Below are 24,111 nucleotides of genomic sequence, written 5' to 3'. Positions count from 1 at the left end.
GCGGCGAGACCCGGCAACCCGATTCAATGAAGTGACGCTCTGAAATGATCGTTCTGGGAATTACAACTGAGCACAACTCCTCGGCCGCCCTCTCCATTGATGGGGTTCTGGTCGGGCTGGTGCAGGAAGAACGCTTCACCAAGAAGAAGAACCAGGTCGCCTTCCCACGCAATGCCATCAGGAGTCTGCTGGATCGCCACCTGGACGGCGACGCGCGCAAAATCGATTCCGTTGCGTTTGCCGGTCTCGCGCAGGATCCCTTCGGCGTGCTGATCAACCGCTGGTCTCAGTGGTCGGTCCACGACCACATTCGGGAGATGCACACCTTCTGGAAGCCCCATCTCTATGAGGGCAAGCCGCTGGACCCCGGATTCTGGCTGGCCGAATACGAACGGGGAAAAGCCCGCAACCTTGATTGTGGGTACGACGACCTTTCCTTCCTGTGGACCATGCCGGCCAAGGAAGCCGTGGCCCACCACAACCGAGTGGTGCGCCCCGGAACGGTTCGCGAGCTTGGCATCGAGGCGCCCATTCAGTTCTTCGACCACCACACCTGCCATGCCTACTACGCCTACCACGGGGCCCAGTTGCCCGCCGCGTTGCCGGCCGAGGACATCCTGGTGTTCACCGCCGACGGCGCCGGCGACGGCCTGAACTGGAGCGTCAGCGTGCCGAGCGCGGACGGCCGGCTGGAGCGCCTGGCCGCGGGGGCGGACAATCTGGTCGGCCGGCTGTACCGCTTCACCACCCTGATCCTGGGCATGAAACCCAACGAGCACGAGTACAAGGTGATGGGGCTGGCGCCCTATACGACGGCCAGCAAATACGTGGCCGATGTCGAGGACTTGTACTCGGAGATTCTCGACTTCCGGGATGGCCGCTTCGTCTCCGAAAAGCCTCTGATCGACAGCTATTTCGATCTGCGCAACCGCCTGGAGGGACATCGCTTCGACGCCATCGCCCGCGGTCTGCAAAACTGGGCGACCCGGGTAACCATCAACTGGATGCGCCACTGGATGGACGAGACGGGACGGCGCAGCCTGTGTTTTTCCGGCGGCCTGGCAATGAACATCAAGTCCAACGGCGAGATCGCCGCAATGGCGGGCCTGAACAGCCTGAGCATTCCTGGTTCCGGAGGCGACGAGTCCCTCTCGGCGGGGGCGGTGTTCATGGAAAACGCCCTGAAGGAGCGACCGCCGACCCCCTTGCATCACCTCTACCTGGGGATGGAGCCGGGAGACGACTGGACGGCGCGCCTGGGGGAGACCCCACTGGGGGCCGACGACTTCAGTGTCCTTGAGGGAGTCGACGCACAGGCCGTGGCCGCCCTTCTGGCCGGCGACGAGATCCTGGCCCGTTGCGTGGGACCCATGGAATTCGGCGCCCGGGCGCTGGGCAACCGCTCGATCCTGGCCAACCCCTCAAACCTCGACAACGTCAAGAAGATCAACGACACCATCAAGAACCGGGACTACTGGATGCCCTTCACCCCGTCGGTGCTGGACGGGCATCTGGATGCTCTGCTGGACGGCCGGACCGACCTGGCCAGCCCGTTCATGATGGTCGGACTGCCGGCCTCGGCGGCCGGGCGGCGACTGATCCCCGCCGCCCTCCACCAGGGCGACCTGACCGCGCGCCCGCAGCGGGTCAGCCAAGCCACCAATCCCGAATACTGGGCGATCCTTGAGGCCTTCCGCCAGCGCACCGGGGTGCCGGCGCTGCTCAACACCTCGCTCAACCTGCACGGCGAACCGATGAACGCCACCTTGGCCGATGCGGCCCGGACGGTCGCCCTGTCGCAACTCGATGTCCTGCTCATGCCCGAGGGCCGTCTGCTGGTGAAAAACCGGGCGCTGGAGCGCATCATGGCCCGCCTGGGCGGCTGATCCGCCCGCCACCCTCCTTTTTCTCAGCTGGAACGCCCGAGCGATGGAACAATCCGACTTGTTGCAGACCGACAACCTGGTCCTGATCGTCCATGCCGTGGATACGGAAGGGCCGTTGTACGAGTCCACCAGCGCCACTTTTCAGCGCCTGAAGCATCTTTTCGGCCTGACCCACCTGCCCCCCACCCGGGCCACCATCGAGGCCCTGAGACGCCAGGAAATCGACCTCGGCGGCATCGAAGAAAAAGTGGCCACCGTGGTCAGTGGGCATCTGATTGATTACAATGACACATGGGACAAGATCGACCGCATGCTTGAGCGGTTGAACTCCCCTCGGTTCAGACTCAAGACGCCGGACTCATTTGGCCGGGGTTGGGTGTTCAACTGGCACTGCCTGGACCACGTCGGGTTCGTGGTCAATCCGCGCCGGCGGTCCATGGGCTTCCATGCCATCTTCGATCACTACGCGCAGGTCCTGCGGGAAAACCCCGAGTGGCGGGACCAAATACACTTTCACTTCCACCCGGTCTCGACCTACCGCGAGGCTCACAAGTGTGCGACCTCGTTCGTGAATTCGCCCGAACTCCACGAAATTCTGTGCCGGCGCATCATTGAACGCAACTGGTTCCCCAGCGTCTTCCGGGCTGGCTTCCAGGCCGAGCGGCCGGACAGCCACTGGTTCCTGGAGCAATGGATTCCCTTCGACATCTCCAGCATGGCAATGGAAGACCATTCGGAACTGGATGCCGTGACGGATTTTCGCAACGGCCGCTCCGGTGATTGGCGGGGCGCCCCCAGCGATTGGTCGCTTTACCACCCGTCACATGACGACTGGCGTCGGCCCGGGAACTGCCGGCGGGTGATCGGCCGGGCCCTGAACGTGCTTAACCGGATCGGCGCCATCAATCAGCATGAAATGGACAAGGCCTTTGCCCGGGCAGCGGGCGGTCAGCCAACCGTGGTCGGACTGGCCAGCCACGACTTCCGGGACCTGGAAGCCGAAGTGGACTTTGTTCAGGACCTCATTCGCCAGGCCCAGGCGCGCCACCCCGGGGTCAAGGTTGCCTATTGCGAGGCGGGCGAGGCGTTCCGTCGCGCACTGTACCCTGAAACGCTGTCCGGGGACGCCGGCGAGGCGCCCGTGGAACTCGACCTCAGCCTGAACCCCGACCCCGAAAACGACGTTCCGCATCTGACCATCACCTGCCGTCAAGGGCGGGCTTTCGGTCCGCAGCCATTCCTGGCGATCGAGACCATGTCGCACCGCTTCATTCACGACAATCTGGATTTTTCTCTTGATGATCGTCGTTGGAGCTACGCTTTTCACGATGATACATTGCCGCTGGATGATGTCCGGCGCATCGGTGTGGCAACCAATGACAAATACGGCCACACCGACCTCAAGGTCCTTGAACTGACCCGAGGGGCGCCCTCGATCATCACCCAGACCCATGAAAAAAAGGACTTCCGGCAATGATTATTGAGATTGCCATTGAAAATGACAGAATAAGCGATCCGGAAGTCCGGAAATCCATTCTTGAGCAACTGCCATATGTCTGTCCGGAATATTCGAACGCCAGCTTCGAGGGCCCCGGCCTCAAGGTGTGGCTGAAAGACGGCGCGGCCCCCGACCATGCCACCATTGAACAGACCATCCGCGACTATGTCGAGACTGTCCTGAAGTCGTTCCGGCGCGTCAAACCGGACATCTTTCACCAGAATGCCGGCGACCTTACCGCGGCCTCGACCGAGCCGTTGGATCACCTTCTGGCCACCGGTCAAATGCGGGAACTGGCACCGGGCAGTTTTCTGTTGCGGGGGACCCTGCGTCAGGCCATCGAGGGGCTTGATGCGCGCTTTCGCGACTATGCGGTGGGCCGGGGCGCACGCGAAGAGTCCTATCCCACAACCCTGCCCACATCATCCTTTGTCGAGAACGGGTACCTGACAAGCTTCCCGCACCACGCCCTTTTCGTCGCCGCGGTTCACGAAAGCAAGGAGAGCATCGACGAACTGGTGGCCCACGTGCGACCGCGCCCCCAGGAGCTGGACGAAAGCCACGCCAAGTTCGGGCCCCATGCTGAAATGCTGGCCCCGACGGTGTGTTACCACACCTTCGAGGGGCTGCGAGATGACCAGCTCGATCAGCTTCCCATGGAGATCACGGCCAGAAACCCGTGTCACCGTTTCGAGAGCCGCAACATCCGAGGCCTTGAGCGCCTGCGCACCTTCACCATGCGGGAGATCGTGTTCTTCGGGACTCAGGCTGACTGCGAGCGGATCCGGCAGGAGATCATGGGAGACTTCATCGCATGGTTCGACGCCTGGGGGGTGACCTACCGCGTCATCTCCGCCTCCGATCCGTTCTTCGCCACCTCGGCCAGCGGCAAGCGAGCGTACCAGGGCGCCATGCGCCTGAAGTTCGAGGCCCAGTGCTTGCTACCGCACCTGGACAAATGGCTCTCCGTGGCCTCCTTCAACCTGCATCAGCAGACCCTGGTGGGCGCCTATGACATTGGCAGCAACACGCCTGATCCCCTGGCTTCCGGATGCGTCGGCTATGGCTATGAGCGAATGGCCTATGCCCTCTTCGCCCAGTTTGGCGATGATCCCGCGAAATGGCCGGGTGAGTTGGGCCAGATTGCAGGCGGCCCGGAACGGCCGGATCATTGACGAGGACCAGTACCATGACCGAGGACAGCGCGACCCTTCACCCCACTCTGGTGGCCACCTTCGAAAAGCTCTTTGGGCCAGAGGTCGCCGCCAATCTGACGCCGGACGCCACCATGGACGACGTGGAGGGCTGGGATTCTTTCAGCTTCATCGAACTGGTGACGGCCCTGGAAGACGCCCTGGGGATTTCCTTCGAGCAGGATGAGTTGCCGGATTTGACCAAGGTGGCCGCAATTCAGGCGGCCATCACGCGTCACTTGTCCTGACCCGCGCCCTGATACGTGTCCTGATCGGCCTTGCAGGCCCCCTCTTACCCGTCGTCTGGAAGGTTGTTCCGCCCTCATGGAAACATTTTTCGGTGTCGGCGCCGGTCGCTGCGGCAGCATGGCCCTGGCCAACTACCTGAACAACGAGACCCAGATCACCTGCCTGCACGAAGGCAAGTATCGCTACGGAACCACGTCTGGCGAGCAGGTCCTGCCCTATCTGACGCTCCAGAACTACGCCACCTACAAGAACCCTCAGCAGGCCGGCGAGATCATCGCCACCACGCGCGGCGAAACCATGGAGGAAAAGGCAAGGCAGCTGGGGACCCCCTGGTTCGGCGACATCGCCTATTTTTATGCCCCTTTCGTCTCGGCACTCAGGCAGGTCCACCCCACGGCAAAGCTCTTGGTTCTGATCCGCGATGGGCGCTCGTTCGTCCGCTCCGTCTATACGGATTCCGTTCCCGACCCGACCCCGGTGGGGTGGCCCGACGACCGCCCCCTGGTCGGCGTAGAGAAATTCATTGCGCTCGGCCGACTGCGGCCACTTCCCACCGACCCGTTGCACGCCAAATGGAGCGCTCTATCGGGCATCGAGAAAAACGCCTGGCTGTGGAACGAAACCTATCGGCTGATCTTCGATGCTCTGACCCATTGGCCGGAAGATCGCTACATGGTGATCCGTTTCGAGGAGTTCTTTGCCGATCTTCCGGAATCTTACCAAAAAGTGCGCCGTTTTCTTGGAATTGACGACGCCATCCCTGAACCGGTCGCCGAAGCCATGCGGCAACGCATCAACCAGCGGTCCCGCTATCTGCTCCCCCCACCAGAGCGGTGGACAACCGACCAGACGGATGCTTTCCTGACTTATGCCGAACCCATGATGCGCCGGCTTGATTACCTCTAGCGTTTTGCAAGCCACCCCCCTTGATTTAGGTGATTGCGTTTCAGCGCAAAACGCTCTGCCGCATTTCCCGCGCCGTTCGAATGCGTGCACCGCCGGAAAGTCTTCACCCCCATTGGACTGTCGATGACACGTCGCCCTTACACGTTCCAGGATATCGTCGCCGCCTATGCCAGCCTGGGCCTACCCCGCTCTGGCGTGGTTTACGTGGTTTCCGATATCGGTCTTTTGATGCACTATGCCGAGCCGGGACGCGAGGCTGTTCTGACAGCCCACTTGGCGGCCTTGAGGGAGGTCGGTGGCGAGGACCTCACCGTCGTGGTGCCGACCGCCAGCATGAACCTGTTGGGCACGGACACGGTCTTCAGCCTTTCACGAACGCCGGCGTACCGGGTGGGTGTTTTCTCGGAGCATGTGCGCCGGCTGCCTTCAGCTCGGCGCAGTTTCCACCCGTTCAACTCGTATGCGGCGTTGGGCCCTCAGGCATCGGCCATTGTTGATGACGTCTCGCGCCACGGATATGGCTGGGGGAGTCCCGAGGCACGCATGATTGACCTTGATGCGACGGTGCTCAGCATCGGTGTTGAGCCGAGGATGTCGGCGTCCACCACCCACCATGTCGAGCAAGTGATGACCGTTCCCTATCGATACGTGAAGGAATTCCGCCACCCAGTAGAAAGAAACGGCGCGGTTGTCGAAGAATATTTCTACATGTACCTGATGTATAGGGAAAGCGATGTTCAAGGCCTGCGCAACTTCGGGCTGAAGCTGTTTGGGGATTTCACGAACCGGCATCCTGGAGCAATACGATCAGCCAGGCTGGGCAAGGGGCAGGTCCACGCCTACTCCATGAGAGAATATTTCCGGTCCGCGTGCGAAACCATCTTTCGCGACCCTTATGCCTGGTGCGACAGGCCCCCGGCGATCCGCCCCTGGCAAAGCTGAAGAAAATCCCGAACGTTGTGGCAGGGATGGCGAGGTAAGGGCGAAAGTGGGTGACGGGGTGAGAAAGGGTATGGCGTATCGGGGCGATTGACGAAACCCGCCAAGCCCTCCTCAACTCGCGAGAGTCTCACCATGACTGATGGCCTGCTCTACAGGCAGCCGACAAACGCCCGCAGGATGGCCAGCCCGACGGGGCCGCTCTTTTCCGGGTGGAACTGCACCCCATGGGCGTTGCCGGTGCGCACCGCCGCCACCAGGGGGCGGCCGCCATAGGGGGTGGTGGCCAGCACGGCGGCCGGGTCGGTGGGCTCGACGGCGAAGGAATGGACGAAGTAGACCGCCGCCCCGGGGGACACCGGGGCCAGGATGCCGTCGGCCCAGGCAGAGGCGCCGGGGGGAGGCTCCAGGCGGTTCCAGCCGATGTGCGGCACCCGTTGCGGTCGGCCTTGCGCGTCGGTGGGCGGGATGGCGCGCACCGCCCCGGGGATCAGGCCAAGGCCGGGGGTGTGGCCGAACTCCTCGCTGTGATCCAGCATCAGTTGCAGGCCGACGCAGATGCCGAGCCAGGGGCGACCGCTGCGCGCCACCTCGACCACGGGCTCCAGCAGCCCGCGTTCGACCAACTCCTGGCGGCAGCGCGCAAAGGCGCCGACCCCCGGCACCACCAGCCGCTCGGCCCGGGCGACCACCTCGGGGTCGCCGCTGACCGTGACCGCCGCCCCGCAGTGGTCCAGGGCGCGGGACACCGAGAGCAGATTGCCGATGCCGTAGTCGACCACCACCACCCGGGACGTCATGGCTGCCTCACGAAATGGCCGGTGGTGGCGGCGGCGGCCCGGATCTCGTCCAGGCCCAGCTTGTCGTAGTGCAGGACGTGGGCCATGGCCACCGCGTCGGCGCCCCCCCGGCCGACCACCTCGACCAGATGCTCGAGGGTGCCCATGCCGCCGCTGGCGATGACCGGAATGCGCACCGCCTGGGCCACCGCCGCCACCAGCTCGACGTCGAAGCCCCGGGTGGTGCCTTCCTGGTCGACCGAGGTGAGGAGGATTTCCCCGGCCCCCAGGCGTTCGGCTTCCTGGGCCCAGGCGATGACGTCGCGGCCGCTGTGTTCGCGGCCGTTGTCGGTCAGGGCCTCCCAGGCGCCACTGGTTCCGGGGCGGCGCTTGGCCTCGATGGAGAGCACGCAGCATTGGGCGCCGTAGCGTTCGGCGATGCGCGAGATGAGGGACGGGTCGGCGATGGCGGCGGTGTTGACCGCCACCTTGTCGGCGCCGGCGCGCAGCATCTCGCCCACGTCGGCCACCGAGCGCAGGCCGCCGCCCACGGTGAGCGGGATGAACACGTCCTCGGCGGTGCGCCGGACCAGATCGGTCAGGCTGTTGCGGCCATACAGGCTGGCCACGCAATCCATGTAGATGATCTCGTCGATCCCCGCCGCGTAGTAGCGCCGGGCGTGGGTTTGCGGGTCGCCAACGACCCTCAGGCCCTCCAGGTGAACCCCCTTGATGAGGTTGGGCGCCTTGACGTCGAGGCGGGCGATGAGGCGCAGGTTCATTGATGCGGGTTCATGAGAGCGGGTTCGTCAGGGCGAATTGCCCGGTGGGGTGGCCGGCGGCCGCCTCAGTCGGCGGGCTGGTTCCACACCGGGTGGCGGAGCTTCCAGGCGCCGTCCTCAAGCATCCACAGGTGGGGCGAGCGGAAGCGGTCGCAGAGGTTGTCGAAGTAGGCCCGATCCATCACCGGCTTTTCGAAGAAGCGGGCGGCGCGCGGGAACTGCTTGGGCGGCAGGCTCAGGTAGTTCAGCAGCTCGGGCATGAAGCGTTCGGGAAACTCGTGGTCGAAGCGGCGGACCAGGGCCACCCCTTCCTCGCGGGTGATGTCGCCGGAGCGGATCTCCTGGGCGGCGTCGTAGGTGGCGCGGCCGATCCCGAACTTGATGCCGGTGGTCAGGTAGTGCAGGTCGTCGATCTTGTCGTCGATGCTGTTGTACTTCGAGTAGGTGCCGGAGGTACGCTCCGGCGAGGCTTCGAACCCGCCGTGCTCGACCGCGTAGTAGTAACAGCTTTGCGGGTGCCAGCGCAGGTAATAGCCCAGGTAGTGGACCTCCACCCCAAGCTGTTCCAGGCGCTCCGGGTCGACCGGCATGAAGGGTTCGAGGTCGGCCGTGGTCAGGCCGAAGTCCTCCTTCAGGGCGCGCACCGAAACACCGCCCAGGTGGGCCTCGTCGGGATCGTCCACCACGTAGTAGCGGTGGGACCGGCGGGCCTCGTCCATGTCCTTGATGGGATTGCCGTATTCGGCCTCGTTCTCGCCATAGACGACGAACGGGATGCCGAACAGGGCGGCCAGCCGGGGGGCCATGTTCTTCTGCCCCAGCATGAACGGCTGGAAGGGATGGAGCAGGTTTTCCACCGCCAGCCGGGTGAGCAGGCGATGGCTGAGCCCGTTGGGGGTCAGGGTGTAGTTGTCGAAGCCGGCGTGAATCCAGGCCTGGTGATTGCGCCACCCCCAGTCGGTGTAGAGGTGGGGGGCAAAGGTCACGGTCAGCGGGTTCATGCCGTATTTGTACTTGAGCACATGGGCGGCATAGAAGCTGTCCTTGCCGCCCGAACCCGGGACCAGAACGTCATAGTGCCCGTCGTCGCGCCGGAAGCGGGCGCACAGGGCCTTCAGCTCTTCCTCGCGGGCCGCCCAGTCGATGTGGGCCTTGCGCTCGGCCACCCGACAGGCGTCGCAGACCCCCTCCGCGTCGAAGTGGATGGTGGTCTTGACCGAGTCCCTGGTGTGCCGGAACTCGACCGCCGAATTGGGCCGCTGGTTGGAAATCACGCACCGCTGGCAGTAGCGCACCTCGAGCGGCAGACCGTAGCGGGTGGTCTGGGGGCGCGCCGAGGGCGAGAAGGCCGCAAGGTCGATGTCCTGGTGGGCGGGGTACTGGTCCATGTTGAGGAATTATCTCCACGGCCCGGGCGCCGGGGGTGGCCTGTCCCACCGGCCGGGCAATGAGGTCGCGGGTTGGCAAGCCGACCCCTGGCGTGGCCGGGCGGGCCAGACAGGGAGGGGCTTGGGCAAGGGCGGCAACCATACTCGCGGCGCCCGGCCCTGGCAAGGCGCGCCGAGGGAGCCTCGGGGGTCCGATCCGGCGCGTCCTCGACGATCCGGCAGCCACGGCATAGGCGCCGGCGGCGCGGTCTGCTATGGGAGGATGGTGCCCGATCCCGTGCCACCCGCCTTGCCCTTGCCCGCGAGCCCACCGCCCATGAGCCCAGCCGCCCTCCCCCTGCCCCATCGCCTGCTTGATCGCGTCGCCGATCTGGGACCGTGGCCCATCCTGGCCCTGGGGCTGGTGCTGCGGCTGGCCGTGCTGGTCCTGTTGCCGGACCAGGGTTTCCCCGACACCGCGGCCTATGTGGCCGATGGCCGGGCGCTGGTCGAGACCGGGCTGGTCCAGACCCACACCTACATGCCGCTCTATTCCCTCGTCGCCTTTGGGCTGGGCGGCGGTGTGTTCCTGCACCTGTTCGACATCGTGCTATCGCTGGCCACCATCTGGCTGGTCCGCGAGCTGGCCCTGGCGCTGGCCAGCCACGGCGGCACGATCCCGCCCCAGACGGCGCGGCTGGGGGCCAATCTGGCCGCCCTGGCCTGGGCCGCCTGGCCGCATGCCCTGTTCTATGCCGTCAGCGGGCTGACCGAGACCAGCTTCACCTTCCTGCTTTGTCTGGTCTTCCTGCTGTGGACCCGCGAGCGCTACCTGTGGGGGTCGCTGGCCGCCGTGGCCTCGATCCTGATCCGCCCCACCGGCGAGCTGGCCTACCCCATCCTGCTGGCCGCCTTCATTCTGGTCGTGCATCGGCGCTCGTGGGGTCTGTTGCTGCGCCAGGGACTGGTCCTGGGGCTGATCTACGTCACCCTGATGACCCCGTGGTGGATCCACAACCACGAGAAATACGGCACCTTCGTGCGCCTCAACCTGGGCGGCTCGCTGGTTCTCTATTCGGGGGCCAACCCGGCCAACACCTCGGGCGGCGGGGTGAATACCGACAACGGGCGCAGCGACGACGTGGATTACAGCCCCTTCATCGGCATCACCGACCCGGTGGAACGCGACCGTGCGATGACGCAGGCGGCGGTCCAGTTCATCCACGACCACCCCGGGCGCTGGCTGACCCTGTCGGGCAAGAAGTTCGTCCGCTTCTGGCGCCTGTGGCCCTATGCCAAGCAGTACACGGCGCCGCACATCATCGCCGCCTCGCTGCTCAGCTACGGGTTGGCGCTGGTCGGAGCGATCGCCTTCCTGGTGGTGGGGGGGCGACGCCACTGGCGGCCACTAACGCCGATGCTGCTGTTCACCGGCTACCTGACCGCCGTGCACATGGCGACCATCGGCTCGATCCGCTACCGCTTTCCGCTGGAGCCTTTCCTGGTCGTGTTGGCCGGGCTGGCGGTGGCGTGGCTGGTTGGCTCACTGTCGCGCCGCCCACCGGAGTCGGCCACCCCGCCAGAAAGCCGCGCGGGCTGACCGAGCGACCACCGGGGGAGGACCGGTCACATCGCCTCGGTCTGTGCCCTGTCGCGATGGCACCGCCGGGCTGAAAGCCAGTTGACGGCATGGCCCTCTTTCCAGAAAAAGGGGTCGGCTGATGGGGTCCACGGTGCCGATTCCACCCAAGCGCCATCGTTTCCGACAGGCTCACGACGTCTCCCACACGATCCCCGCACCACCAGACGGTCCGCCCTGTTCCCAGCCCCGGCCCCGTCGATCCGGCCCGCGATGGGCCGGCCGGACCTCGGGACCCTTGCCCGCCCCGCCGCACGCGGCATGACCACCGCGCCCTCCCCTACTGACACCGGCGAAACCATGCACGACTCTTCCTTCATCGTTCGAATCGGGCACTTCAAGTGCGGCACGACCTTCTTCAACCAGGCTTTCTTCCCCCAGCACCCACAGATCAACTTCCTCGGCAAGCCGTTCCCGCAGGGCGACGCCATGTGGACCGTGCTGGAGCAGATCGCCGGCCTGCGCGACTTTGACGCCGCCTTCTGCCGTGGCGAGGTCGCGGCGCGGCTGGAGACGGGCACGCCGGAGCGTCGGCTGGCCGCCCTTTCCGACGGCCGCTTCGCCGAGCCGCGCCACCCCGATTTCGACCACCTGCCCGAGCGCCTGAAGCAGGTCACCGGGCCGAACACGCTGATCCTGTTCACCGTTCGCCACCCGGTGGATCTGGTCGCCTCGCTCTACACCCAGTCGGTCGGGACGGGCAAAACCCGTGACAGCTTCCAGAAATGGCTGGACGACAATTGGGCCGACAACCAGGACATTCTGGGCATGATCAGCTACGGACGGGTGGCCGAGACCTTCGCCCGCACCTTCGGCGCCGAGCGGCTGCTGATCAACAGCCTGGAGACCCTGCGCGCCGAACCGGCCGCCTTTGCCCGGGATCTGGCCCACCGCTGCGGGCTGGACGAGGCGCGGACCGTGGCGCTGTTCGACCAGAAACCCCGCAACCGGCGCATGAGCCGCCTGCAAACCCGGCTCTCCGCCAGCCCGGCCCTGTACGGACTGGCGCGCCGCCTCTGGCACGCCCTGCCCGACGGACTGCGCCCCCTGGCTGGCCGGCTGAGTGGCCACGGCCAAGCCTTCGTGCCCGAGATACCGGCCTCCGTGCGCCACAGGATCCTCGACAGCAGCCGGCCGGAGATCGAGCGGCTGTGCGCCGTGGCCAACCTGCCGGCGGCGCGCCTGGGCTTCGACCTGGACGCCCCGCCGGCCGGTTGAGTTTGCCACACCGGTCGGGCGGGCGCGCGGTCTCCTGACGCGACCGGGGCTCAGCTCTGCGCCGCGGCGGTCCCCTCGGTCTCGGCGGTGGTCTCGGTGGCGCGCGCCGGGTCTTCCTCGCCGACATAGGTGCCCAGCCCCCGGGCGACGCCGATCAGCGGCCCGTCCGGCTCCAGCGAGCGCGGCCCGATGGTCGCCTCCTCCAGCGGCACCGAGGTCACCCCCCGGTTCTGCCAGGCGACCATGCGCCCGAACTGGCCGGCGGCCACCAGATCGACCGCGTGCACCCCGAACGACGAGGCCAGCATGCGATCCCGCGCGTCGGGCGCCCCGCCGCGCTGCACGTGGCCGAGCACGGTGACCCGGGTTTCCACGTCGGGCAGGCGTTGGGCCAGGGCGTGGGTCAGGTACTGGCCGATGCCGCCATAGCGGATCTGCCCGTCGGCCTGGGCCACGGTGGCCTTCTCGCCGCTTTCGGTGCGCACCCCCTCGGCGACCACGATCAGGGCATGGCTGCGGCCCTCGTTCAGGACACCCCTGATCTTGCGGGTGATGCCGTCCAGGGTGTAGCCCACCTCGGGAATGAGGATGACGTCGGCGCCGCCGGCGATGCCGCTGTTGATGGCGATGTGCCCGGCGTCGCGCCCCATCACCTCGAGGATCATCACCCGGTGATGGCTGGCCGCCGTCGGCTGCAGGCGGTCCAGGGCATCGGTGACCACGGCGCAGGCGGTGGAGAAGCCGACCGCGTAGTCGGTGCCGTGGACATCGTTGTCGATGGTCTTGGGCACCCCGACCATGCCGATGCCGCCGCGCTCGCACAGCCGCGAGACGATGTTCATCGAGCCGTCACCGCCGATCACCACCAGGGCATCCAGACGCAACCGGTTGAAGCCGTCGACGAAATCCATCGAGCGGTCGCGAAAAGTGCCGTCGGGCATGGGGAAGTTGAACGGGTCGCCCTTGTTGGTGGTGCCAAGCAGGGTGCCCCCCTCGCGCAGCACGCCGCCGGAGAAGGTTTCCAGGTCCAGCTCGCGGTACTGCAAGGGCCGGTCCATCAGGCCCATGGTGCCGTCCTTGATGCCCAGCACCTTCCAGCCGTAGGTCCTCACGGCGCGCTGCACCACCGCCCGGATGACCGCGTTGAGGCCAGCGCAGTCGCCGCCGCTGGTCAGTACGCCAAGCCGTCGGATATCGCCCATCTGTTCTCCGTGCTCCTGTCTTCACGTCTTGTCATCAAGGGAATGGCGGGAGCCTCCGCGCCAAGTGGTCCACCAAGTGGCCCGCCAAGTGGTCCGCCAAGTGGTCCGCCAAGTGGTCCGCCAAGACGCCCTTGGAACATCCAGGCACCACGCCCTTGCCATCAGGTGGGGATCGCAAGGGCGGCTGTCATCGGCACCGACCAAAGACCCAGGCAGTGACAGGATGGGCCACGAAAAGACTTGTCCGCAAGCGCCGTTTCCAGCCATACAGAGATCAGCCATACCGTGTCCCGGGCCCGGCGGCCAGTTTCATTGCCATGAAGCCGCCCCGGCCGCCCGCGACGAGCGCCGGCCCGGATGGCGGCGCGCCCCTTGGGAAATCAGCCAGCGCCCCCCGATGACCGATCCCGACGACCTCGACATCCTGCGCGCCCGCCTGCACGAGCTTGAGCTGGAACACCGCGACCTGGACGAGGTGATAGCGCGGCTGACCGAGCATTCGCCGTTCAACCAGTTGCAATTGCAGCGGCTGAAAAAGCGCAAGCTGGTCCTCAAGGACGAGATCGGCCGCATCACCTCGCGTCTGGTCCCCGACATCATCGCCTGACTGACCCGCCGGACCGGCCCTACCCTTCCCCCTCCAGCCATTCGGCCGGCCAGCTGTGGCGTTGCGGCACCAGATCCTCGGTCGCCAGCAGATGGCCGCGCATGGCCTGATCGGCCCCGGCCACGGCGCCGTTGGGGGTGTCGCCCGAGGCCAGGGCGCGCAGCCCGGTGAACACCGGCACACCGATGGTCTGGCCGCGCCAGACGAAGTCGCTGTTGGCCATGCGGCGGACCAGGAGCCCGGCCTTGTCCTTCACCGCCTCGGCATCGGTCAGGGTGAGGATGACGCCCAGCGCCGGCCCGCCCAGGCTGCCCACGATGTCGCTGCTGCGCACGTTGGCCTGCAGCACCCGGGCGACATGGGTCAACGCCGCCTCGGCGGCGTGGATGCCGTGGCGCAGGCGGATCATCTCGAAGGGGGCCACGTAGACATAGAGCAGGGCGGCCTCGAAGGCTTGCTGCTCGACCTGATCGATGGCCCAGGCCAGCTTGCGCAGGAAGGCGCGGTGGTTGATCAACGGCAGGAAGGCGTGGCGGTCGGCCAGATCCTCGAGATAGGCCTGACGGCCCTCGCTTTGCTGCAACTGCCAGCGCAGACGCTCCATCTCGCCGACCAGTTGGCCGAGGGCGGCGCGCTGGGCCTCGGTCAGGCCATGGGCCGGGATGCCCAGCACCGAGGCCTCGTCGACGATGTGGCCATGCCCGCCGCCGCCCTGGGCCTCTTCGTAGGCGTCGGTGGCGCCGTGGCGGGGGCGGCCGCCGGCGCCCCCGCCGCCCAGGCTGTCGCGCCCGGTGCGGCTGGTTCCGCTGATCGGGGTGGGCCGCGCGAACGGCCCGACATCGGTGCTGTCGGCCACTGCCTTCCTCCCGGCCCCCGGTGGCTGTCGAACAACCATACCAGGAACCGGGGCGGGGTGCAGCCCGAACCCGAAAGCGCCCCTTGCCATGGCCGGCCGGGGGCCTATAATCGCGCCTTTTTTCGGACCCTCGGCGCGCCGCATCAAGGATCGCGCACCCCCTCCCTCAAGGCGGCGAAAAAGGAGACACGATGCGCCCCCTGGTCGGCATCATCATGGGCAGCCAGTCGGACTGGGAGACCCTGCGCCCGGCCTCGGCCGTGCTGGAGGACCTCAAGGTCCCGCACGAGGTGCGCATCGTCTCCGCCCACCGCACCCCCAAGCGCCTTTACGACTACGCCAGCAGCGCCCGGGAGCGCGGCCTCAAGACGCTGATCGCCGGGGCCGGCGGGGCCGCCCACCTGCCCGGCATGGCGGCCGCCCTGACCACCCTGCCGGTGTTCGGGGTGCCGGTGGAAAGCCGCACCCTGAAAGGCCTGGACAGCCTGCTGTCGATCGTCCAGATGCCGGGCGGGGTGCCGGTCGGCACGCTGGCCATCGGTCAGGCCGGGGCGCGCAACGCCGCCCTGCTGGCGGCCTCGGTGCTCGCCCTGATGGACCCGGATCTGGCCGAGCGGCTGGCCGCCTGGCGGCAGGCGCAGACCGACGCCGTGGCCGAAACCCCGAGCGATCCGTGAGCCGGCGATGACCAACCAGCCCGCCCTTGCCGCGCTGCCCCCGGGGGCGACCATCGGCATCCTGGGCGGTGGCCAGTTGGGCCGCATGCTGGCCCTGGCCGCCGCCCGGCTGGGCTATCGCTGCCACGCCTTCTGCCCCGACCCGGCCAGCCCGGCCTTCGAGGTCTCGGCCGCCCACACCGTGGCCGCCTACGACGACCATCAGGCGCTGGCCGGGTTCGCCGCCAAGGTCGACGTCATCACCTACGAGTTCGAGAACATCGCCCTGCCCGGGGTCGAGTTCCTGGCCGGCCTGAAGCCGGTCCGCCCGGACCCGGCGGCGCTCGCGGTGGGCCAGCACCGACCCTCGGAAAAGCGCTTCTTCGAGCGCATCGGCGCCGCCGTGCCGCCGTGGCGAATCGCCACCTCGGCCGCCGAGCTGGCCGCCGCCCTGGCCGAGGTGCCGCCGCCGGCGGTGGCCAAGACCACCCGCCTGGGCTACGACGGCAAGGGGCAGGTGAAGCTCATGCCCGGTCAGGACCCCGAGGCCGCCGCCGGGCAGGCCTGGGCCGCCCTGGCCAGCGACGAGGTGCTGGTCGAATCCTTCGTCGACTTCGTGGCCGAGGTTTCGGTGGTGGTGGCGCGCGGGCTGGACGGCGCGGCGGCCGCCTTCGACCCGGCCGGGAACGTGCACCGCGACCACATCCTGCACACCTCCACCGTGCCCGCCCGGCTGCCCGCCGAGGTCGCCGAAAAGGCCCGGCGGATCGCCCTGGATGCCGCCGAGGCACTGGATCTGGTCGGGGTGATGGCGGTCGAGATGTTCGTCACCGCCGACCACCGCCTGCTGGTCAACGAGATGGCGCCCCGGGTCCACAACTCCGGCCACTGGACCCAGGACGCCTGCCTGACCGACCAGTTCGAGCAGCACATCAGGGCCATCTGTGGCCTGCCCCTGGGCAGCCCGCTGCGGCTGGCCGACGCCGAGATGACCAACCTGCTGGGCGAGGAAGCCAACCCCGAGGCGGTGCGCGCCCTGCTCGCCGAGCCCGGGGCCTGCCTGCACCTGTACGGCAAGGCCGAGGCCCGCCCGGGCCGCAAGATGGGGCACGTCAACCGCCTGCGCCCGTGGCGCGCCGACTGATCGACCGGGCGGCGCGGCGGCGGCGGCGGGGTCGCCCACCGCGCCGCCAGCCAACCAGCGACCTGACGCCCGTCATCGGGTAGAATGATCGGCCACGTCGTTAGGGCGTTTTGCGCCAGAACGGAATCACTGGCTTCTGGGGTCCGGTTCGCAAACCGCTCTCGATTCAATAATTTAGAGCACGCCCCGCCCAGACGGGTCCCGCGATCAGCGACGGAATGGCCGATGAACCGCCCCACCCCGCTTCAGAGCATCTCCTTCCCGCGCAGCGGCTTTCATCTGCTGATGCGCCACGTCATGGACTATTTCGGCGAGCCCTGGCGGTGGTGCGACAACAACCAGTGCTGCCAGGACATCCCCTGCCAGCAGGCACACACCATCCTGCAGAAGAACCACGACTTCACGCTGAACACCCCGGTGGTGGCGGGCCGGCCCTACGTCATCCAGTACCGCCGCCCCTACCCGGCCATCTGCTCGTGGTTCGAGCTCGACTTTCCCGAACGCCTGACCGCCGGGGAGGTCGAGGCGTGGCACCGCTTCGCGGTCGAGAAGGCCCTGTTCTTCGCCAACCTGCTGGCCCGCTGGTCGGCCATCGCCCCGCCCAGCGCCCTGTTCCTGCCCTACGAGCGGCTGATGGGTGATCCCGGCGGCTGGATCCAGGGGCTGATCGCCGCCATGAGCCCCGAGCCGGTCGACGCCGACCGTCTGGCCGAGGTGAGCGCCAACCTCAGCCGGGTCCGCCTCGCCCCGCCCAAGGACATGGTGCACCGGGGCCCCGAGGGACGCCGCCCGGGCGCCACCCGGGGCACCGTGACCTACTGGGAGGCCGAGGGCTTCAAGCCGCGCCAGGACACCGGCTTCCCCTTCCACGACCCGGACCATGCCCGTTTTCTCGAGCAACTGGCCAGTTGGCAGGCCGGCTGTCTGGTCCCCGAGGCACGGCGGGGACGCCTCGCCCTGGCCCTGCGGGCGGCCGGCATCGAACCGCTCGACGACCTGGACATCCGCCAGGGGCCACCGCCCCTGGTCCGCGCCCTGGTGGCTCAGGTGAAGGGACCACAGGCGGCGCGGCAACAATAGGCTGAGGGGCGGGCGGCCGGGACCGACACGCGCCCGGACCACGGCCCCTCCCAACACTGGAACGCCTGATGTATGCTGCCCGCGCCGGCCCAGGGGGGGGTTGCCGGACGCCGCCTGCTGCCCGATCTGTTAAGGCACCGCCGCCCGGCGCCAACGGACGGACCCGCGCCCGCCCCGCCGCCGTGCCGAGAATGATCGATCCTGGCGCGCCCCCGGGCGCCCTGTCGCCGATGGAGGCTCGACGGTGCCCCGTTTCCCTGCCGCCTGTCTTACCGCCCTGCTGGCTGTACTCGCCCTGGCCGGCCCGCTGTCTTCGCCGGCCCTGGCGGCGGATGGGGCGGCCGAGGTGAAGGCCGATGTGGCCGCCTGCCGCCCGCTGGAGGCGCCAGCCATTCCGCTGCTGCCGACCGGGGCCGACGTGGTCAGCGTGCACGCCAACGCCTATGCCACCGAGCCGGCGGCCAACGGCGCCTTCGCCCGCGCCGACACGGCGGCGCGGCTGGTCGACGGGCGCGATCTTGAGGCCCAGCTCGCCGCCTACCTGCGCTGCGACACCCCCTTCATGCGGCTGACCCACGGCCAGTTGGCGCGCCTCGCCGATGAGATCCCCAAGGCGGCCGGCGATGGCCGCGACGCCAGCCCGGTGGGCGTCTTCCTGTTCGGCTGGTCGAGCGGCCACGACGCCCTGGTGGTGCGCCCCGGCATCGACCGCCCGACCGACCTTTCCGGGGCCACCATCGCCTATCCCGAAAAAGGCCGCCCGCTCGACCTTCTGGCCCGCATCCTGAGTGACGCCAAAGCCGCCGCCGGCGGCGACTGGCAGCCGCCGACCCTGCTCGCCACCCGCCGCGCCAGCGGCCTGGAGGGCGACGCCCCGGCCGCCGTGTTCATGCGCAACGCCGACGTCGACGCCGTCTTCGTCACCGCCCCGGAAGCCGAGGTGCTGACCGCCGGCGGCGTCGGCACCGGGGCCGAGGGCTCGGTGCGCGGGGCCGAGGTTTTGCTCTCCACCCGCTCGCTGTCGCGCGCCCTGGGCGAGGTGCTGGTGGTCCGGGCCGACTACCTGAAAGCCAACGGCGCGCAGGTGGCGGCCCTGGTCCAGGCCCTGCTCGACGCCGAGGAAGAGGTGCGCGAGGACGTGCTGAAACAGCTCGTGCCGTGGGACAAGGTGGCCGCCATCCTGCTCGGCTCGGCCGAGCGCGCGGCCGAGGCCGAGGCGCTGTGGAAGGGCGTGGAGACGGTCGGCCTTGAGGGCAACAAGACCTGGGCCACCGCCAGCCACCCCTTGAGCTTCACCCGGCTGGTCGGCGACACCGGGCGCTTCCTGGCCGAGCGCCAGATGGTCGGCACGGTGCTTGAGGTCACCACCGCCGGCTGGGCCTGGGACGACCTGGGCGGCGACCTGTTCGACACCCGGGCGGCCCGCATCAGCGGCTTCGACACCCAGGCCGCCGACGCCGCCACCCGGCGCATGCAGAGCGAGGGCACGCTGGACGACAGCACCCTGCTCACCTTCACCATCAATTTCGAGCCCAACCAGGCCGACTTCCCGGCCAGCCGGTACGCCGGGGACTTCCGCCGGGTGATCGATCTGGCCGCCACCTACGGCGGCGCCGTGATGACGGTGGAAGGCCACACCGACCCGACCCGCTATCTGGTCATGAAGTACCGCGAAGGGCAGCCGGAGAACGTGCTCAGGCGCCAGCGCCAGTCCACCCTGACCCTGAGCCTGTCGCGCGCCCAGGCGGTGCGCCGGGCCATCCTCGATTTCGCCGACAGCTCCGGGGTGCCGCTCGACGCCTCGCAGTTCGTGGTCGACGGGCGGGGCATCGAGGACCCGGCCAGCGGCCTGTGCGGCGCCCCCGAGGTGCCGGCCTGCCCGGACAGCTTCAAGGCCGGCGACCCGGCCCCGCCGCGCACCGAAGAGGAAATCCGCGCCAACATGCGGGTCGTCTTCCGCATGGTCAACGTGGAGGCCGAATCCGACGTGCTGACCCCGGTGGTCAATTGGTAGGCCGCCCGCCGGCAGGGAGAGCGCCCATGCCCACCCCGTTCGTCCGCCGCCTTGCCGTGCCGCTGCTGGCCGCCGCCCTGCTCGCCGGCTGCGACGAGAGCGGGCCCGAGAGCAACGCCACCCCGGGGGTGCTGCCGCCACCGCCAAGCCCCACCGTGGCCCAACTGGCCGACCTGCACTGGCCGGCCGGGACGGTAGTCGATGAGACGACGGCCGAAATGGCCGACAATCTGGCCGCCGCCAACATTGTGGTGGTGCTCGACATGTCGGGCTCCATGGCCGGCACCAAGTGCGCCGGCACCTATCGCGACAAGGCCCAGGCGGCGCGCGACGTGCTGGCCGGCTGGCTGGCCAACATCGACCCGGCCACCAACCTGGGCCTGGTCGTCTTCGACCATCACGGGCTGTCGACCCGGGTTCCCCTGGCCACCGGCAACCGGCGCCGGTTCACCGCCGCCGTCGAGGCCGCCCTGCCCGATGGCGGCACCCCCCTGCGCGATGCCCTGGCCCTGGGCCAGCAAATGCTTGAGGCGCAAGGGGCGCGCCAACGCGGCTTCGGCGACTACCGGCTGATCGTCATCACCGACGGCGCCCACAGCGAGGGCCAGGACCCGGCCCCGGTGGTGCGCGCCATCACCGACAACCCGGCCAGCCCGGTCAGCATCCACACCCTGGGTTTCTGCATCACCGACAGCGCCCTCAACCAGCCGGGGCGCACCTTCTACACCTCGGCCGCCGATCCCGAGGCCTTGCGCCAGGGCCTGGATCAGGTGCTGGCCGAGGTGGCCGATGTCCGCTCCGGAGGCCTTTTCCATGAACAGTAGATCCCTGCTGGCCGCCCCCCTGCTGGCCCTCGGCCTGCTGCTCGCCGGCCCGGGCGGCCCGGCCCGCGCCGAGCCGGTGAAGATCGGCTGGACCACCTGGCAGGATGCCGAGATCGTCTCCAAGATGGCCGCCCTGATTCTGGAAAAGGGCATGGGCATCGACGCCGAGCTGACCCTGTCGGACATCGCCATCCAGTACCGCTCGGTCGCCCTGGGCGAGTTGGACGCCATGATGATGGCCTGGCTGCCCCAGACCCACGCCGCCTACCTGGAGCGGTACGGCGACAAGCTGATTGATCACGGCACCCTGTACGACAACGCCCGCCTCGGCATCGCGGTCTCCGCCGCCTGCCCCGACTCGCTGCGCGCCCTGGCCGATCTGGCCACACCCGAGGGGGCCCAGGCGATCGGCGGGCGCATCCTCGGCATCGACCCGGGCTCGGGCATCATGGGCATGACGCGCGACACCCTGTCCGATCTGGGCGCCAACCTGGAACTGACCGAGGGGACCGACTTTTCCATGGCCCGCGACCTTGGCCAAGCCATCGACTCGGGGGCCTGCGTGGCCGCCACCCTGTGGAACCCGCACTGGCTGTTCGGGGCCTATGATCTGCGCTACCTGGACGACCCCGAGCACCGCTTCGGCAAGGCCGAGTCGGTGCATGTGATGGTCCGCCAGGGATTCGCCGAGGATTTCCCCAAGGCGGCCGGGCTGCTGGCCCGCATGTCCTTCGACATCGCCGAGATCGAGGCCATCCTGGCGCGCGGCCAGGAAATCGGCCCCGAGGACGCCATCCGCGAATGGCTGAACGCCAACAACGACCGGGTCACCGCCTGGATGACCGGCTCCTGAGGAACGCGAAACCCCGCCCCATGACCCGCAGACTGTTCGGCCTCGCCCTGATCGTTCTCGCCACCGGCGCCGTGCTCGGCACCCACTGGCTGGGCAACCTCGCCAGCACCCAGCGCCTGACCGTGCCCTTCGCCCGGGGCACCGAGCTGACCGCCGAGGGGCGCACCGCCATCGAGCGGGCCGTCGTCTTCCTCACCGAGCATCCGCGCCACCATGCCTCGGTGGTCGGCCACAGCGGCACCCTGGGCGACGCCGACAGCAACCGCCTGCTCAGCCAACAGCGGGCCGAGGCGGTGGCCGACCGGCTGATCGCCGCCGGCATCGACCGCGCACGCCTGACCACCGCCGGCATCGGCGGCAGCGAGCCCCTGCCGCGGCGCGACGACGAACCCACCCTGGCCTATCAGGGACGCCTCGCCCGGGTGGTGGTGACCCTGGTCCACCCGGCGCCCTGGAACTGACCCCCCCGATGGCCGCCACCGACCGCCTGAGCCGCCGCCTGCAAGCCGATCTGGCCAGCCAACGGGCCCTCCCCTGGCCGTGGCTGGAGGGCTGGAAGTTCGTCACCTGCTGCCTGCTGGCGGCCCTGGTCATCCTGGCCATGCAGCCGGCAACGGTGGTTCTGGGCGGCCCCCTGGGCACCCTGGCGGCGCTGGCCACCGGTCTGGTCGCCGGCTTCGGCCTGCGCCTGCTGATCGGCCGCGACCATGCGCCCTGGGAGCTGATCGACCCGGCCGACGGGATCAGCCCGGAGCACCTGTGGCAGGTCATGACCGAGGCCCTGGCACGCATCGAGCGGACCCGGGCGGCGCGTCGGCGGATCCGCCACAAGCCGACCCAGAAAGCCCTGAAGGAGATGGCCGACACCGCCTATCGGGTGGTCGCCGCCCTGAAGGACGACCCCGGCGACGTGCGCCGCTCGCGCCGCTTCCTGAACGTCTACCTGGAGGACGCCGCCCAGGTCGCCGAGCGTTACGCTGAGTTGGAAGCCAAGGGCGTGCCACCCCAGGCCGAGGTCATGGTCAAGGCCGGCGAGGCGCTGGACCATCTGGCCCGCGCCTTCGAGCGCCAGCGCGAGACCAACGTGGCCGACGACCTGGAAAGCCTCGACATCGAGTTGACCGTGATCCGCCGCATGCTTTCGGAATCCGAGCCCCAAGGAGCCACCCAGCCATGAGCGAGACCCTGCCCGTGACCCGCGAGGCCCTGTCGGCCATCCCCCTGCCCACCCCGGCCCTGACCCAGGAGCTGGCCGAGGCCGGCTCGATGCCCGAGGTGGGCGAGCCGGACCTCAGGAAGGCCATCGCCGAGCTGGACCCGGCGGACAGCCTGTCCATCCTCTCCTGGGGCGCCGAGGCCCAGCGCGGCGCCACCGAGGCCAGCGAAAGCATCCTCGACGGGGTGCGCAACAAGGACATCGGCCCGGCCCAGGCGGCGCTGTCGGAGGTGGTCGCCACCATGCGCGGCTTCTCCACCGACGCGTTGAAGGAGGGCGAGCCCGGCTTCTTCGGCAAGCTGCTCGGCAAGGTCAGCCCGGTGGTCAAGTTCCTGCAGCGCTACGAGATGGTGGACAGCCAGATCGAGGCCATCCAGGCCAACCTGGACCGCCATGCCCGCCAGTTGATGAGCGACATCGAGAAGCTGGACCGCATGTACGCCGAAACCCTGGGCTTCTACGCCCGGCTCGACATCTACATCCAGGCCGGCGAGGCGGTGCTCGCCCACATGACCGACAGCCTGATGCCCGAGTTGCGCCAGACGGCCGAGAAGAATCCCGACGACATGATCGCCGCCCAGAAGGTGCGCGACTTCCAGAACACCATCGACAGCGTCGAACGGCGCCTGCACGACCTCAAGCTGACCCGGCAGATCGTCATCCAGAACATGCCGGCGATCCGCAACACCCAGGACGTGGACAAGGGACTGGTGGCCAAGATCCAGTCGGTGCAGACCAACACCATTCCCATGTGGAAGCGCCAGTTGGCCATCGCCATCACCGCCAACCGGGCGACCCAGGCGGCCGAGGCGGTGAACGACGTCAACGACCTGACCAACGAGCTTTTGGTCCAGTCGAGCGAAAGCCTGAAGACCGCCAACCGCGAGGCCCGCAAGGCCATCGAGCGCGGGGTGGTCGACATCGAGGCGGTCGAGCAGGCCAACGCCAACCTGATGGCCACGCTGACCGAGACCATGGACATCACCGAGCAGGCGCGCCGCCGCCGGGCCGAGGCCGAGGAGCGCCTGAAAGCCTGCGAAAGCCAGTTGCGCGACACCCTGCTGAGCCAACGGAAGGCAGCCCAATCGGCTGGCTGAGTCGGCTGGCTGACAGGCCGCGCCGACCCGGCGCGCGCCCGACACCGAACCAGGGACACGAAAAAGGCCGGCGCCCTTCGGTGCCGGCCTCATCCGTTCAGGCTGC

Annotated in this window: 23 protein-coding genes; 18 read left to right on the top strand and 5 right to left on the bottom strand. The window is 68.3% G+C overall.

Annotated elements, in window-relative coordinates:
• Positions 1 to 44 precede the first annotated feature (44 nt).
• The 6 genes from BLR95_RS02430 (at position 45) to BLR95_RS02405 (ending at position 6,674) form a co-directional block, all read left to right on the top strand.
• The gene (locus BLR95_RS02430) at positions 45 to 1,886 is read left to right on the top strand and encodes a carbamoyltransferase C-terminal domain-containing protein (protein WP_092614815.1); all 1,842 of its coding nucleotides are present in this window, start codon (positions 45 to 47) and stop codon (positions 1,884 to 1,886) included.
• Positions 1,887 to 1,929: 43 nt separating this feature from the next.
• Positions 1,930 to 3,363 (top strand): hypothetical protein, encoded by a 1,434-nt coding sequence (locus BLR95_RS02425; RefSeq protein WP_092614812.1) that lies wholly within the window; start codon positions 1,930 to 1,932, stop codon positions 3,361 to 3,363.
• On the top strand, positions 3,360 to 4,559 hold the full coding sequence (locus BLR95_RS02420; RefSeq protein ID WP_092614810.1) for an aminoacyl--tRNA ligase-related protein: 1,200 nt from the start codon (positions 3,360 to 3,362) through the stop codon (positions 4,557 to 4,559). The genes BLR95_RS02425 and BLR95_RS02420 overlap by 4 nt, the downstream gene beginning before the upstream one ends.
• A gap of 14 nt (positions 4,560 to 4,573) precedes the next feature.
• Positions 4,574 to 4,825 carry an acyl carrier protein gene (locus BLR95_RS02415; RefSeq protein ID WP_092614807.1) on the top strand — a complete coding sequence of 84 codons (252 nt, stop codon included), beginning with the start codon at positions 4,574 to 4,576 and terminating at the stop codon, positions 4,823 to 4,825.
• Positions 4,826 to 4,901: 76 nt separating this feature from the next.
• Positions 4,902 to 5,732: a sulfotransferase domain-containing protein gene (locus BLR95_RS02410; RefSeq protein ID WP_092614805.1), complete on the top strand. Its 831-nt coding sequence runs from the start codon at positions 4,902 to 4,904 to the stop codon at positions 5,730 to 5,732.
• A gap of 33 nt (positions 5,733 to 5,765) precedes the next feature.
• On the top strand, positions 5,766 to 6,674 hold the full coding sequence (locus tag BLR95_RS02405) for an AAC(3) family N-acetyltransferase (protein ID WP_143130913.1): 909 nt from the start codon (positions 5,766 to 5,768) through the stop codon (positions 6,672 to 6,674).
• 149 nt (positions 6,675 to 6,823) lie between these two features.
• Here BLR95_RS02405 and hisH read toward each other — a convergent pair whose 3' ends face one another.
• The 3 genes from hisH to BLR95_RS02390 all read right to left on the bottom strand — a co-directional run bounded on the left by hisH (position 6,824) and on the right by BLR95_RS02390 (position 9,620).
• Positions 6,824 to 7,471 (bottom strand): imidazole glycerol phosphate synthase subunit HisH, encoded by a 648-nt coding sequence (gene hisH, locus BLR95_RS02400; protein ID WP_092614799.1) that lies wholly within the window; start codon positions 7,469 to 7,471, stop codon positions 6,824 to 6,826.
• The gene (hisF, locus tag BLR95_RS02395) at positions 7,468 to 8,232 is read right to left on the bottom strand and encodes an imidazole glycerol phosphate synthase subunit HisF (protein WP_092614796.1); all 765 of its coding nucleotides are present in this window, start codon (positions 8,230 to 8,232) and stop codon (positions 7,468 to 7,470) included. Before hisF ends, hisH begins: the two co-directional genes overlap by 4 nt.
• Before the next feature lie 65 nt (positions 8,233 to 8,297).
• A complete protein-coding gene (locus tag BLR95_RS02390) occupies positions 8,298 to 9,620 on the bottom strand; it encodes an N-acetyl sugar amidotransferase (protein WP_092614793.1) in 1,323 nt (440 codons plus the stop codon).
• A gap of 316 nt (positions 9,621 to 9,936) precedes the next feature.
• Between BLR95_RS02390 and BLR95_RS02385 the strand changes: the two genes are divergently transcribed.
• Together BLR95_RS02385 and BLR95_RS02380 are read left to right on the top strand one after the other, a co-directional pair.
• Positions 9,937 to 11,199, top strand: a complete 1,263-nt coding sequence (locus tag BLR95_RS02385) for a hypothetical protein (RefSeq protein WP_092614790.1) — start codon at positions 9,937 to 9,939, stop codon at positions 11,197 to 11,199.
• Positions 11,200 to 11,538: 339 nt separating this feature from the next.
• On the top strand, positions 11,539 to 12,456 hold the full coding sequence (locus BLR95_RS02380) for a sulfotransferase domain-containing protein (protein ID WP_092614788.1): 918 nt from the start codon (positions 11,539 to 11,541) through the stop codon (positions 12,454 to 12,456).
• Positions 12,457 to 12,506: 50 nt separating this feature from the next.
• Here BLR95_RS02380 and BLR95_RS02375 read toward each other — a convergent pair whose 3' ends face one another.
• Positions 12,507 to 13,658 carry an ATP-dependent 6-phosphofructokinase gene (locus BLR95_RS02375; RefSeq protein ID WP_092614785.1) on the bottom strand — a complete coding sequence of 384 codons (1,152 nt, stop codon included), beginning with the start codon at positions 13,656 to 13,658 and terminating at the stop codon, positions 12,507 to 12,509.
• 397 nt (positions 13,659 to 14,055) lie between these two features.
• Here BLR95_RS02375 and BLR95_RS02370 point away from each other — a divergent pair, with 397 nt between their 5' ends.
• Positions 14,056 to 14,265, top strand: a complete 210-nt coding sequence (locus tag BLR95_RS02370) for a YdcH family protein (RefSeq protein WP_092614782.1) — start codon at positions 14,056 to 14,058, stop codon at positions 14,263 to 14,265.
• Positions 14,266 to 14,284: 19 nt separating this feature from the next.
• Here the strand turns inward: BLR95_RS02370 and BLR95_RS02365 are convergent, their stop codons facing one another.
• The gene (locus tag BLR95_RS02365) at positions 14,285 to 15,121 is read right to left on the bottom strand and encodes a GGDEF domain-containing protein (protein ID WP_176787541.1); all 837 of its coding nucleotides are present in this window, start codon (positions 15,119 to 15,121) and stop codon (positions 14,285 to 14,287) included.
• 191 nt (positions 15,122 to 15,312) lie between these two features.
• Here BLR95_RS02365 and purE point away from each other — a divergent pair, with 191 nt between their 5' ends.
• The 9 genes from purE to BLR95_RS02320 all read left to right on the top strand — a co-directional run bounded on the left by purE (position 15,313) and on the right by BLR95_RS02320 (position 24,005).
• On the top strand, positions 15,313 to 15,798 hold the full coding sequence (gene purE, locus BLR95_RS02360; RefSeq protein WP_092614776.1) for a 5-(carboxyamino)imidazole ribonucleotide mutase: 486 nt from the start codon (positions 15,313 to 15,315) through the stop codon (positions 15,796 to 15,798).
• 7 nt (positions 15,799 to 15,805) lie between these two features.
• Positions 15,806 to 16,921 (top strand): 5-(carboxyamino)imidazole ribonucleotide synthase, encoded by a 1,116-nt coding sequence (locus BLR95_RS02355; protein ID WP_092614773.1) that lies wholly within the window; start codon positions 15,806 to 15,808, stop codon positions 16,919 to 16,921.
• A gap of 225 nt (positions 16,922 to 17,146) precedes the next feature.
• On the top strand, positions 17,147 to 18,001 hold the full coding sequence (locus BLR95_RS02350) for a hypothetical protein (RefSeq protein WP_092614770.1): 855 nt from the start codon (positions 17,147 to 17,149) through the stop codon (positions 17,999 to 18,001).
• A 244-nt stretch (positions 18,002 to 18,245) separates the two neighbouring features.
• Positions 18,246 to 20,015 carry an OmpA family protein gene (locus BLR95_RS02345; protein ID WP_092614767.1) on the top strand — a complete coding sequence of 590 codons (1,770 nt, stop codon included), beginning with the start codon at positions 18,246 to 18,248 and terminating at the stop codon, positions 20,013 to 20,015.
• 26 nt (positions 20,016 to 20,041) lie between these two features.
• Positions 20,042 to 20,839, top strand: a complete 798-nt coding sequence (locus BLR95_RS02340) for a vWA domain-containing protein (RefSeq protein ID WP_092614764.1) — start codon at positions 20,042 to 20,044, stop codon at positions 20,837 to 20,839.
• Complete coding sequence (locus tag BLR95_RS02335; protein ID WP_176787539.1) at positions 20,829 to 21,692, top strand: glycine betaine ABC transporter substrate-binding protein; 864 nt, start codon at positions 20,829 to 20,831, stop codon at positions 21,690 to 21,692. The genes BLR95_RS02340 and BLR95_RS02335 overlap by 11 nt, the downstream gene beginning before the upstream one ends.
• Before the next feature lie 20 nt (positions 21,693 to 21,712).
• Positions 21,713 to 22,153 (top strand): OmpA family protein, encoded by a 441-nt coding sequence (locus tag BLR95_RS02330; RefSeq protein WP_176787537.1) that lies wholly within the window; start codon positions 21,713 to 21,715, stop codon positions 22,151 to 22,153.
• Between the two features lie 8 nt (positions 22,154 to 22,161).
• Positions 22,162 to 22,869 (top strand): 5-bromo-4-chloroindolyl phosphate hydrolysis family protein, encoded by a 708-nt coding sequence (locus tag BLR95_RS02325; protein WP_092614755.1) that lies wholly within the window; start codon positions 22,162 to 22,164, stop codon positions 22,867 to 22,869.
• On the top strand, positions 22,866 to 24,005 hold the full coding sequence (locus BLR95_RS02320) for a toxic anion resistance protein (protein ID WP_092614752.1): 1,140 nt from the start codon (positions 22,866 to 22,868) through the stop codon (positions 24,003 to 24,005). Before BLR95_RS02325 ends, BLR95_RS02320 begins: the two co-directional genes overlap by 4 nt.
• Positions 24,006 to 24,111 lie beyond the last annotated feature (106 nt).

Origin of the sequence: Roseospirillum parvum (genome assembly GCF_900100455.1) — a bacterium.
Lineage (GTDB): Bacteria > Pseudomonadota > Alphaproteobacteria > Rhodospirillales > Rhodospirillaceae > Roseospirillum > Roseospirillum parvum.
Note: the sequence above shows the minus strand (reverse complement) of the source record. Positions and strands in the feature narration are given on the sequence as shown.